12 protein-coding genes and 2 tRNA genes are annotated in these 11,748 nt (G+C 44.4%); 10 read left to right on the top strand and 4 right to left on the bottom strand.

The features are described 5' to 3' along the window. Window positions 1–75: 75 nt before the first annotated feature. Entirely contained in the window at window positions 76–645 is a 570-nt protein-coding gene (locus tag A3L04_RS09355) for a cyclase family protein (protein WP_068577488.1), read from the top strand. Between the two features lie 226 nt (window positions 646–871). Here A3L04_RS09355 and A3L04_RS09350 read toward each other — a convergent pair. The 3 genes from A3L04_RS09350 to A3L04_RS09340 all read right to left on the bottom strand — a co-directional run bounded on the left by A3L04_RS09350 (window position 872) and on the right by A3L04_RS09340 (window position 2,063). Continuing rightward, a tRNA-Arg gene (locus A3L04_RS09350) sits at window positions 872–949 on the bottom strand. Between the two features lie 13 nt (window positions 950–962). Continuing rightward, window positions 963–1,943, bottom strand: a complete 981-nt coding sequence (locus A3L04_RS09345) for an ATP-binding protein (protein ID WP_068577486.1) — start codon at window positions 1,941–1,943, stop codon at window positions 963–965. 42 nt (window positions 1,944–1,985) lie between these two features. Beyond that, a tRNA-Gly gene (locus A3L04_RS09340) sits at window positions 1,986–2,063 on the bottom strand. 181 nt (window positions 2,064–2,244) lie between these two features. On the opposite strand from A3L04_RS09340, the gene A3L04_RS09335 reads away from it, so the two are divergent. From A3L04_RS09335 to A3L04_RS09310, 6 genes are all read left to right on the top strand, one after another. After that, window positions 2,245–3,111 (top strand): lysylphosphatidylglycerol synthase transmembrane domain-containing protein, encoded by an 867-nt coding sequence (locus A3L04_RS09335; protein ID WP_068577484.1) that lies wholly within the window; start codon window positions 2,245–2,247, stop codon window positions 3,109–3,111. Further along, window positions 3,087–4,241, top strand: coding sequence for a glycosyltransferase family 4 protein (locus tag A3L04_RS09330; RefSeq protein ID WP_068577481.1), 1,155 nt, complete (start codon window positions 3,087–3,089; stop codon window positions 4,239–4,241). The genes A3L04_RS09335 and A3L04_RS09330 overlap by 25 nt, the downstream gene beginning before the upstream one ends. Next, the gene (locus tag A3L04_RS09325; protein ID WP_068577479.1) at window positions 4,219–4,914 is read left to right on the top strand and encodes a polysaccharide deacetylase family protein; all 696 of its coding nucleotides are present in this window, start codon (window positions 4,219–4,221) and stop codon (window positions 4,912–4,914) included. The genes A3L04_RS09330 and A3L04_RS09325 overlap by 23 nt, the downstream gene beginning before the upstream one ends. A 40-nt stretch (window positions 4,915–4,954) precedes the next feature. Then, the gene (gene purB / locus A3L04_RS09320) at window positions 4,955–6,307 is read left to right on the top strand and encodes an adenylosuccinate lyase (protein ID WP_068577478.1); all 1,353 of its coding nucleotides are present in this window, start codon (window positions 4,955–4,957) and stop codon (window positions 6,305–6,307) included. Between the two features lie 289 nt (window positions 6,308–6,596). Further along, window positions 6,597–7,955, top strand: a complete 1,359-nt coding sequence (locus tag A3L04_RS09315) for an RsmB/NOP family class I SAM-dependent RNA methyltransferase (RefSeq protein WP_068577475.1) — start codon at window positions 6,597–6,599, stop codon at window positions 7,953–7,955. A gap of 125 nt (window positions 7,956–8,080) precedes the next feature. Beyond that, window positions 8,081–8,410 carry a hypothetical protein gene (locus tag A3L04_RS09310; protein ID WP_068577473.1) on the top strand — a complete coding sequence of 110 codons (330 nt, stop codon included), beginning with the start codon at window positions 8,081–8,083 and terminating at the stop codon, window positions 8,408–8,410. On the opposite strand, the gene A3L04_RS09305 is transcribed toward A3L04_RS09310, so the two are convergent. Further along, window positions 8,378–9,415: a radical SAM protein gene (locus tag A3L04_RS09305; RefSeq protein WP_068577472.1), complete on the bottom strand. Its 1,038-nt coding sequence runs from the start codon at window positions 9,413–9,415 to the stop codon at window positions 8,378–8,380. The genes A3L04_RS09310 and A3L04_RS09305 overlap by 33 nt on opposite strands. A 113-nt stretch (window positions 9,416–9,528) precedes the next feature. Here A3L04_RS09305 and A3L04_RS09300 point away from each other — a divergent pair, with 113 nt between their 5' ends. Genes A3L04_RS09300 through A3L04_RS09290 form a run of 3 tightly spaced genes read left to right on the top strand, consistent with a single transcriptional unit; the run spans window position 9,529 to window position 11,517 of the window. Then, window positions 9,529–10,827, top strand: coding sequence for a serine hydrolase (locus A3L04_RS09300; RefSeq protein ID WP_068577470.1), 1,299 nt, complete (start codon window positions 9,529–9,531; stop codon window positions 10,825–10,827). Further along, window positions 10,824–11,246 carry a methyltransferase family protein gene (locus A3L04_RS09295; RefSeq protein ID WP_068577468.1) on the top strand — a complete coding sequence of 141 codons (423 nt, stop codon included), beginning with the start codon at window positions 10,824–10,826 and terminating at the stop codon, window positions 11,244–11,246. Before A3L04_RS09300 ends, A3L04_RS09295 begins: the two co-directional genes overlap by 4 nt. After that, on the top strand, window positions 11,215–11,517 hold the full coding sequence (locus A3L04_RS09290; RefSeq protein ID WP_231963740.1) for a DUF2250 domain-containing protein: 303 nt from the start codon (window positions 11,215–11,217) through the stop codon (window positions 11,515–11,517). The genes A3L04_RS09295 and A3L04_RS09290 overlap by 32 nt, the downstream gene beginning before the upstream one ends. Window positions 11,518–11,748 lie beyond the last annotated feature (231 nt).

Here is an 11,748-nt window from a genome sequence, read left to right as displayed (position 1 = left end):
TCCCCTAGATTTTTATGCTAAAAACAATTTATGAATCCATCATCCTTATAAATCTAGGTGTGGAACAACTAATGTATGGGGATAGTTGACTTAACCATGTGGCTTGGAAAAGACACTCCAACTTTCCCTGGCGATCCGGAAGTCGAGGTCACCCCATGGGCTAAAATTGGAGATAATGGCTTCTATATGAACATGATAAAGATGGGAGAACACTCAGGAACCCATGTAGATGCTCCAGCCCACTTCATCGAAGGAGGGGAGACAATAGACAGGGTTGCTCTTGAGAAATTCATTGGTATTGGGATTGCAATTGATGTACGGGATGGTGACGGGAATATAGGACCTCATGAGATCCCATCTGATATAGAAAATAAGGTGGTTCTATTACTTACCGGAGGAAGAGAGCTCTCTAGGGAAGCAGCTGAAAAGTTAGTCAAAAGTAATATCAAGGCTGTTGGTACCGACAATGCTAGTATAGGTAGCCACGAGGTTCATAAGATACTTCTCTCTGCTGGAATTCCAATATATGAAAACTTAGTGAATCTTGAAAAGCTGATAGGAAAGGAATTCCTTTTTATTGGATTGCCGCTAAAGATAAAGGACGGATCTGGAAGCCCCGTTAGGGCTATTGCAATAGTTGGATAAAAATGCCCTTTTTAATTTCTTTACTACTTCTCCATAGGCGAGGACTTTTTTCTCGCTACTTGGGAAGTAGCTGTAGCAGCATGCCATGAGAGTATCTCCCGTGTTATCCTTCACAAAGCCCTAACTAGAATCGTAATTGTCTTCTACCACATTTACTATGGATATTCTCTTTTGCCCATAACGAGAACTTGTTTCGCTTTGCCTCTTTTAACATTGATAGAAAGAATGGCGCCCCGGCGGGGATTTGAACCCCGGACCTCGAGGTCCGCAGCCTCGCGCCCTATCCAGGCTAGGCCACCGGGGCGTCCCAGGGTTACCTAAAGATTCTTACTTATAAACCTAATGACATTCAGCTCGAGCCTTCCCTGGGGCCTTATAACCCCTCTAACAGGATCTATGAAAACCACATTTTCCCTAGCGAGCATGGAAATATCTTCGGTCAATTCATCATATTCCAAAACCTCCCTTTCGCTGATGTCAATTAATATGGAGGGATCTTTTAACTTTTTAACTAATGGTTTCATCTGGTGTAGTCTCACCATGAATTGTTCTCTGCAATACTCTTCTACGCTCCTTCCTGCTCTCCTCTCATTAATTGTTTCAACTAAATAAACGGGCTTTCCTCCGAAGTATTCAACGGCGATTTGTGCCTCCTTCTCTGTTAGCCCATTGCTGAGGAGAAACGCCAGGGCAGTTTCATCATCGAAGTCATCAACTAAGAAGTACTTCGCCCTTCCGTAGAGGGAGGCATTGGTATAGACATTACTAAGGAAAAGACCATCTGAAGTTGAAACTATCACATGGGCAAGATGAAGTTCTTTAGTTAGGTGGATGAAGAAGTTGAACAGCTCATATATCAGTGGTCCATTAACCCTTAAATCCTTCAGCACCTGGAGCTCATCAAAGACTATTATGGGTAATCTACCTTTTTTTCTTAATTTGTTCAAGAGGTCTGTTATATACTCAAAGGCATCTCTAGGACTTTCAATTGTTTCCCAGATTTTCTTCGGAACTGGAATCCCAAAGACAACTTCCATGGAAGCTAACACAATGGACAACACATCTTTTGACTTCGTGAGTGAAAAAAGTAGATCTTTGAAATCATCAAATCTTAATATAGGCCTTGATCTGAGGTTAACATAAATTCCAACCCCTTCCTCTCCCAGGGATTCGAGGAATCTTAAGAGTAAAGTAGTTTTTCCCGAGTTTATGGGCCCATAAATGAAGAGTAGCTGATTTGGTTCAGAGTTTAGTAAGCTCCTTAAGTATGAGAGCTCTTTCTCCCTATCAAAGAACATTCCTATCCCCCTTATACTTAGGATTCCTAACAAAAAATGTTGTGGTGCGGTGGCCGGGATTTGAACCCGGGTCTCCACCTTGGCAGGGTGGCGTCCTAGGCCAGGCTAGACTACCACCGCACAAACCGTTATTTACTCACCAACACCCATTTTATAAGACTTTCGCCAGTGATTGGTTCTTCGGAATGTACGGGCTCAGGAAGCCGTCCACTCTTCATCCTTCAGGTGCGGAAGGCTTCATCATTGCCCTCTTCAAGTTGTGGCTTAAGATTTATAAGTGCTCCTCCTAACTAGAATCCGTATGTTAATCGGATGGAAATTAGTTATCCTCAATGAACAACATGTTAAGTTTATGATATTCCTATCACTGGCAGTAACAACGTATTTGATAAGCACGTTCCTCTTTGGGGTTAGGTGGAAGTTCGTTCTAAAGAGCTTAGGATACGATGTGGAACTTTTAGAATGTGTGAAAGGGGTTTTCGTTGGTCAATTCTTTAACAACATAACCCCTACAAGCAGAAGCGGCGGTGAAATTGCTAGAGCGTTCCTTCTAAAAATGAAGCATGGAATTCCATTGGATGCTTCAATAATGTCGATAATATATGAGAGAATCTTAGAATTCGTACCAGTTTTTGGCATGTTTGTAGTTTCAATGAACTACCTTGCACTGAAGTTCCCGAAGATTAAAGTTCTAATCTATATCCTCTCAATTCTAGTGCCATTAGCATGGCTTAATCTGGAGAAAATAGTTGAAGTAGCATCTAGGTTTCTTAACAGGGCGATGAATATTGATGTTAAGCGACTAAAGAAAGATGTGAGAGCAAATATTGTGGGAATAACGACGAGTTCAGTTGTTTGGGTTTTAGATGTTCTAAGGATAAAGCTAATATCAATGGCCCTTTCAATTCCCTTCTCGATTAAAATAGCAGTACTAATATCGCTGGCCGGCTTGATACTGAGTCTCCTTGCCATAACCCCAGGAGGGATAGGGATAGTTGAGGGAGGATTAATAGGATTTCTAGTCTTTCTTGGTGTTCCAGTAAGCGCTGCCTTGAAATTCGTTGCAATCGAGAGGTTTATATCCTACGGCCTGGGAACAATTGGCGGAGGTATAATCACAATCCTAGAGGGAGGCTCAAGTTTATGGAAAGCCTTAAAATCGCGCTAGTTTCGGACTGGTACTTTCCAAAAATTGGTGGTGTTGCCGTTCATATGCATAACCTGGCTATCTCCCTTAGAAAGCTTGGTCATGAGGTCTCAATAGTAACGAATAACGTCAAAACTGGAAGGGAAAGAGAGCTCAAGGAACTTGGAATAGACCTTGTAAAAGTTCCGGGTGTTGTGCACAATAATTTGAACATAAACTGGACAGTCTTCTCCCAGGGCTATGAAGTATTGTTTGAATACCTAAATGATTATGATATAGTTCATGGACAACATTCCTTCACACCCCTCTCCTTAAAGGCCGCCGCAGCGGCCAAAACCCTGGGGAAAGCATCGCTCGTAACTAATCACAGCATAGACTTAGAAAACTCAAAGGTCTTGAAGGCCCTAGCTAGGGCTACATGGTCATATTTTCGGAGGTACCTTTCTTTTCCGCACAGGGTTATAGCGGTCAGCAAAGCTGCAAAAGAGTTCATTAAGCGATTTACGCCAGTTCCAGTGGAAGTAATACCAAATGGAGTTGATACCGAAGTGTTTAACCCCAAAGATAGAGAAACCGCAAGGGACGTCATTGAGAGGAAATTTGGAATAGACACCGAGAACACAGTCCTCTACGTAGGAAGGCTAGAGCCCAGGAAGGGTGTTTCTTATCTAATTTCAGCAATGAGAAATGTTGAAGGCAAACTAATAATTGCAGGGGATGGGGGCTTAAGGCCACTACTAGAAAGGAAAGCCAGAGAGCTAAAAATTCAGGCAAGATTCTTGGGAAAGGTTAGTTATTCTGACCTGGTTTACCTATACAAGGCTGTTGACGTTTTTGTTCTGCCTTCCCTTAGTGAAGCATTTGGAATAGTTCTCATAGAAGCCATGGCAAGCGGAACACCTGTTATAGGAACATCAGTAGGTGGAATTCCCGAGATCATAGACGGGTGCGGAATACTAGTAAAACCAAAAAACCCATCAGAACTAGCCGAGGCAATAAACACCGTCCTATCAAACCAAGAGATAGCAAAAAAACTTGGAAGGCTCGGAAGAATAAGGGCTGAAGCCGTATATTCTTGGAAGGTCATTGCAAAGAGAACGCTAAAAACATACAGGGAGGTTCTAGACGGTGAAGATAATACTAACTTTTGATGTCGAACAGGATTGTCCCCCCTTCTTTTCCACGACCTTTGGAGTTAGAGAAGGACTGCCAAGGGTCCTTGACGTTCTTAAAGAACATGACGTTCAGGCAACGTTCTTCTTCACGGGAGAGATAGCAAGGACTTTTCCGGAGATCCTAGACAAGATAAGGGAGGATGGGCATGAAGTAGGATGCCATGGACTTTACCATGAAAGGTTCGATAAGCTGTCAAAAGAAGTTACCAGAAAAAGGATAGAGGAGGCTTTGAAGATACTGGGGCGAGTTGCCTCCTTTAGAGCCCCCAACCTTCAGTTCCCGAATGAGTATTACGATATTCTTGCCGAGCTTGGAATCAAAGTTGATTCCTCAAAGGCAACGTACAAAGGATCCCCAGGGATAAGGTTCATTGGAGAAGTCTTGGAGGTTCCCGTAAACGTCAGCTCAATAATCTCCCGGTTGCCATGGAGAATACAAAAGAGGGTTCATGGGAGGGGAAGTGTTATCGTTTACATGTTCCACCCATGGGAATTCGTGAGAATGCCCAAACACTATAGAATAGACTGCTGGTTTGGAACGGGGGAGCATGCGCTCAAAATGCTAGCCAGAATAATAAAGTTTTACAAATCCTTGGGTGCCGAGTTCCTCACAATGATCCAATTTTACCACGAATATGTTAAAGGGTAAACATTAAAACCCTCCACTTTTACAGGTATTTGGTGATGTAATGGCCGTTCATCCCATAGATTATAGGTACGGTAGCGAGGAAATGAGGAGGATATGGGATGAGGAAAATAAGCTTCAGAAACTCCTCGATGTTGAGGCCGCATTAGCTAGGGCTCACGCAAAGCTCGGGAACATCCCTGAAGAAAGTGCAAAGGTCATATCGGAGAGGGCAAACACGAAGTGGGTAAAGCTCGAGAGGGTAAAGGAGATTGAAGCTGAGATACACCACGATATAATGGCCGTCGTCAAGGCTTTAAGCGAAGTCTGTGGTGAGCATGGAAAGTACGTCCACTTAGGAGCTACATCAAACGATATAATCGACACTGCCAACGCCCTGCTAATAAAGGAAAGCCTTGAGATAGTTGAGAAAGATTTGAAGGAGCTGAGGTCAATACTAAAGGATCTTGCTCTAAAGCACATTGATACGGTGTGCATAGGGAGAACCCACGGTCAGCACGCTGTTCCCACAACCTACGGAATGAAGTTTGCCCTGTGGCTTGACGAGATACAGAGGCACATAGAAAGACTGCACCAACTCAAGGAGAGGGTTCTGGTTGGAAAAATGAGGGGGGCCGTTGGAACTGCTGCTTCTTTTGGAGAGAAGGCCTTTGAAATTGAGAGACTTGTAATGGAAGACCTCGGCCTCAAGCCGGCGAGAATTACAAATCAAATAGTTCAGAGAGATGTCTATGCTGAGCTGATGTTCTTCCTCGCGCTAGTTGCTTCAACCTTAGACAAAATAGGCCTTGAAATCAGAAACCTTCAGAGGACAGAAATACTCGAAGTTAGTGAGCCATTTGGAAAGAAGCAGGTTGGTTCATCGACAATGCCCCACAAGAGGAACCCGATAAGGACTGAAAAGGTCTGCGGTCTAGCAAGGGTTCTCTACTCAAATGTAATTCCGGCTTTACTTAACAACCCGCTGTGGCACGAGAGAGACCTCACGAACTCTTCAGTGGAGAGAGTGATTCTGCCGGAGAGCTTCGTTCTCCTAGATGAGATGCTTAAAGTTATGAAGAAGGTTCTCAGAGGACTGGAGTTCTTCCCAGAGAACATAAAGAGGAATCTATACCTCACGAAGAACCTGATAATGGCCGAACCTTTAATGCTCAAGCTTGCAGAGAAGGGGATGGGGAGGCAAGAGGCCCACGAGTTAGTGAGGCAGTTAGCCATGAAGGCTTTTAGGGAGAACAGGGATCTCTTAGAGGTCGTAAGAGAAAGCAAAGAGGCTATGAAGTATCTGACCCAAGAAGACGTAGAGAGCTTAAAGCCAGAGAACTACATAGGCAAGGCAAGGGAGATTGTGATGAATGTAGTTAGGTATGTAGAGGAAATGGAGAAAAAAGGCCTGTAACTCCTTTTCTTGGATCCTTGAATTATTTTTTATATATCCTTGGTTGCTGTTTTAGATTGAGACTTGAGAATTTTACTTGCTAAAATAGTAAAAATAATGATAAATTTGCAGACTTTTATATTATTTTCTATATGAAATTTTAACATACTTTAATTAATTGTATATTTAGATTTACTAAGATAGTAAAAAATATCGATTTTATACTTTCACTAAACGTAAAAAAGCCCGAATTTTTACTATAGACTAAGATAACGTTGAATTTAAAAGAGGGAAAAAGAATTCGATTACGATGGAGACCAGAGAAGAGAAGAAACTATCAATACCCCCCAGAGGTATCAGGGCAATAATAGAAGCCGTTAGACTGGGAGAGATAATAAAACCAAGCCAATACGCAAAGAGGGAAGCATTCAAGAAGCACGAGATAAAAGAGGCATGGCTCAACAGGGTTTTGACGATGATATTCTACGATATAATGAAGAAGCAGGGGTTGATAGACAAGGCGATTCAAGATGTAGTAGGCGTAAACCCCTTAATTCTTGATCCTTGGTTGAGGGCAGCTTTGAGAGTAGCTTTCGATATAGTCCTGTTCCATGATCCAAACTCAAACACACTCAAAAACCTGCGTTGGAAGGCATCGGACTTCATCTCGGCAAGAACCCACCCCTACGTTGGCATGTACTACTGGGATCTGATGGACAAAATTTTGGAATATAAGCCAAATCCAACAACGGAGCTTGAAAGGCTGGAGTGGGAGTATCTAGCTCCAGCTTGGCTCATAGAGAGGGTTAAGGCTATCCTGGGTGAGGAAACCGAGGAATTCTTTAGGGCCGTTAACAGGAGACATGAATGGATAAGCGTGAGGGTTAACACGCTCAAGGCCAACGTTGAGGACGTAATCGAAAAATTTAGAGAGGAAGGGGTTGAAGTTCAGAGGAGCGACAGGGCTCCAACTATAATAAAAATCAAAGGGCCCTACGACTTCGATTCTAGTGATCTCTTTAGGAAAGGGAAAATAATAGTGCAGGAAGAAGCCTCAGCTGTGGCATCCTTAGTACTGAATCCCCAGCCCGGAGAAGTCGTCGTCGATCTTGCAGCAGCTCCGGGTGGAAAAACTACACACATGGCAGAATTGATGCAGAATAAGGGCAAGATCTATGCATTTGACATCGATAAGGCTAGGATGAAGAGGCTTAAGGACTTCGTAAGTAGAATGGGAATTAAAATCGTGAAGCCTATAATAAAAGATGCCAGGAAGGCTCCAGAAATAGTTGGGGAAGAAGTGGCCGATAAAGTCCTGTTGGATGCCCCATGCACTTCCTCGGGAACCATAGGAAAAAACCCTGAATTAAGGTGGAGATTAAGAGAGAGCAAAATAGAGGAGATGGCAAAACTTCAGAGAGAACTCTTGGAGAGCGCCGCTAGGCTCGTGAAACCTGGGGGAAAGATCCTATACACAACATGTAGCATATTCATGGAAGAAGACGAGGAAAACGTGAAGTGGTTCCTGGAGAATTACAAAGAATTCAGATTGGTCAAACTGAAAGGGCCCTATGATCCAGGCTTCTTGGAGGGAACAATGAGAGCATGGCCTCATAGGCACGATACCATAGGGTTTTTCTATGCTCTGTTCGAGAAATTGAATAAGTGACAAAATTCTCTGCTCTATTAAAATATATTGATAAAATTCAACTGCTTAAGTGCGGTTGCGTACTACTACATCCAGAGAAAATATTTTATAAAGTTTTACAGGGATGTAAATCTTGGTGTTCATCAATGCTTGAGATATTGGGAATGATATTCTTCACGGGTGGAGCCCTCCTAATGCTGTACATTGCAGCATTTGCAACGACACTGGATCAGAGACTGGCAGCGTTTATCGGGGCTATAATATATGGTATCGTTGGATTTATGCTCGTTGAGGCAGTTTCGATGGATATAAGGAAGAAAAAGAATAACAAAACCACGGTAATAGGGCTAGCATTGGCGGGTTTTGCCCTAAACTTCTACGCGCTGTGGAGCTACACTAACAGTATAGTCCCTCCGCTCTTCCTCCTGGGTCCAAGCCTCCTGCTAGCGCTGTGGGTTCTGTTTAAAGTGAAGTAGCCAAGGATTGCCAACGAAGACCCTTTTCAATTTTTTCTTTGCGATTCTCACGAGCTTCTCCATCTGTTCATAGCTTGTAGTTGGAATGTCTTTCATTAGATGCTCCGGGTGGAAAGCCAAGAGAATGTATGGAATGTTTCTGTCTACCGAGGCTATGTAATCCACTATACCTCCTACTTCAACTTCGTCAATATAATGGGGAACAACTAAAGTACTAACAACGAGCTCCGCACCTTCCTCTTTAACTATCCTAACATTCTCCTTTATCCTTTCAATAGCCTTTTCACCGTTAACACCGGTTAAAGCTTCATAAACCTCTGGAGTGTAGGCCTTCCAGTCTATCTTAACTATCCCCTCACTTTCTCTGCTTATTTTAGCAATTTTCCTCATGATTCTTGGGTTCTCAAGGCCGTTAGTTTCCCAGCAGATCCTTATCCTCCTTCTTCTCAGTATTTCCCTAGAGAGTCTTATGGCGAAGGGTGAGTAAGGAGCGGGATCGCCGCCGAAGAAGCACACGCAGGTTATTCTCCTGTCTAGAGCGACTTTAACGAGCTCATTTATAGGCACTACCGGCCCGTGGGAGGTTTTGTGCTCTATGTTCTGGCAGAAGAGGCAGTCGAGGTTGCAGGCGTAGAAGAATACCGCGAGATTATAGAATCCAACATGATTTCTCTCTGGGCACACGGGCTCTGCAACGCAGTTAGTTGGATGAGGATCAAGGTAGTAGAAGAGCTCCGCCTTGTCAAACCCGTATTTTGGCCTCAGGCCGTTGGAGTTTATCCACACCCTACAGTATCCAACATCACTTATTTTGCATTCATTCACGCAGATGCTACACTTAACTCCCCCTTTGGGCGGCTTTGCAGGGAGACCTATCCTTTCCCTGAATCCCTTGTGGGACTTTAAGGAGAATTCAAGGTGGCCTTTCCTTAGGCAGTCGACGCACACTCCAATGCTCTCGCTAATCTCTTCACTTTCTTTACCGCAGATCTTACACCTAGCCACACAATAAGTTCTCAAACCAAGAATTAACGTTTCCTGCAACAGTTGTCATAGCGTCCAAATGATCATCGAAATATTAAATAGTCAATAAACTTACTTCAATTAGGTGATCCCCTATGGAGGAGTTCATAGTCGAGAAAATGAAAGAGAATAAGATCCCAGGAATAAGCTATGGGGTAATAGAGGGGGAGAAAGTCGAGATGAGGGGAATCGGCTTTAGGAACGTAGAGAAAGCCCTTCCAGCAACGGAGAGAACACTCTATGGAATAGCCTCGGTGACCAAGAGCTTCACTGCACTAGCCATAATGAAGCTTGTCGAGGAGGGAAAGCTCGACTTAAACGCTGAAGTTGAGAGTATTCTAGGGATAGAGCTCAAGCCCTTCGGAGAGCCCGTTAGAATACACCACCTCCTCACGCACTCCTCTGGAATTCCATCCCTTGGATATGCGGAAGCTTTCATTGACGGTTTCTTCGGCTCTAAGGAGAGCTGGCTACCGATGGCGAAGCCCCAGGATCTGGTGCCTTTCATAAAGGACATGGAGAGCTGGGCCGTCGCAAAGCCGGGGGAGAGGTTCTTCTACTCAAACACGGGCTATGTCCTCTTGGGCCTTATAATCGAGAAGGCTTCTGGGGTTAGCTACGAGGAATTCGTGAGGAAAGAGATCCTTGAACCGCTGAAGATGGAGAGGACTGACTTTAAGCCAAGAGATGAGGACTTTGCCACAGGGTACATCCTCCAAGAGGGAAGGCTCGTTCCAAAGCCCTTCCCGTATGGGATAACCTCCGATGGCGGATTGATAAGCTGTGTAGAGGATCTCGTGAAGTATCTGAGGATGTACATTACCCTTGAGGGGCCAGTAGGCGAAGAATATCTTAAGCTGATGGAGAAGGAGCATATAGAGGTGCCCTGGCAGATGTTCGGAGGAGAAGCTTATGGCTACGGCCTCGTCATCTATCCCAGGTTCTACGGCAAAAGGTTAGTTGGCCACAGCGGTTCCCTAGGTTCTTACACAAGCTTCATTGGGTACATTAGAGATGAGGAGCTGGGGGTGGTTGTTCTGGAGAACTCTTCTGGTTATGCTCCCTCCCTGATAGGGATGTACATTCTAGCCGAGAAACTGGGAGAGGATCCCTACAAGATAGAGGCCATAAGGAGGGAGGAAATCCTTAAGAGGTTCGAGGGAACTTACTACGGCTTCAAGAGAACGATAAAGTTCACAGTAAAGAGAAGGGGAGACTTCCTGTTCCTCGAAGGTGAGTGGGGGAGCGTTCCATTAGTTCCAGAGGTAGTTGAGGAGGACTACGTTAGGGCCTTCACTCTCTCCGGCGGGAGGAAGATGTACGCTGAGTTCTTCCTTAAGGACGGGAAGGCAGAGATGCTCTATGAGAGGTACAGGCTAGTGAGAGGACCATGAGCTTCTTTGGAATAGTCCCTAGGGTTTCGATGTTCACTCTCCCCTACACGCTCCTTGCCCTTTACTTCAATTTTAGGTTTAGAGCGTGGTTTGGATTGCCGGTGTTGGGTTACATTATGCTATTCCTAGGATTGGCTCTGTGGTTAATATGCTACTCTCAAGTTTCCAAGGCTTACAGGGAGCGTAAACTCCTTACTACTGGGTGCTATTCTAAGGTTAGGCATCCTATCTACTCTATCTGGGGATTTCTGGTAATTCCTGGGTTCTCCCTTATCATCGGTGGGTTCATGCTTTGTCTACCCATTGTGTACTGGCTCTCCATGCTGAGGTTTATAGGGGATGAAGAGAGGGAACTAGAGGAGATGTTTGGTGAGGAGTGGAGGGAGTATGCAAGGAGAACTGGCAGGTTCCTCCCTTAAGCTCCTGCCGGTTCATCTGTACGTTCTTCTGCATTTGAAGAAGGCTAGAGTTGACTACGCAAAGATGATGGCCAAGGTTAGTGGTCTTCCGGTGGATTTAATCAACGATGCAATAAGGGATCTCATGGAGGCTGGACTTATAGAGCGAGATCATGGGAGTGCCATAAAGAGGAGCAAGGCTAGGTTCAAGAAGGCCTTTGAAGTTCACAAGCACCACACGTACTACAGACTTTCGAGAAAGGGTGAGCTGTTATGGATGGAGGGTTGTTAGGGCCTTAGCTGAATGCAGGAACGTTAATGAGCTGGGTCTTGATATGGAAACAGTTGAAGAGCTGAAGGTTTATAACTGGGAAGGGGAGAAAGACCGAGTTCTTTAGGGTTTTGAGTGATTTTCTCTCTTTTTGACAGGGAGGCCCTCCATACAGTATGGGGTGCCCAGACATTTTTGTTCATCATTTTAGATATAAGGCTGATTATATCTCAAATCATGCACAATTCTGTA

This window comes from Thermococcus chitonophagus, from assembly GCF_002214605.1.
Taxonomy (GTDB): domain Archaea; phylum Methanobacteriota_B; class Thermococci; order Thermococcales; family Thermococcaceae; genus Pyrococcus; species Pyrococcus chitonophagus.
The sequence above is the reverse complement of the archived record's forward strand: the minus strand, read 5'-3'. Positions and strand labels throughout refer to the sequence as shown.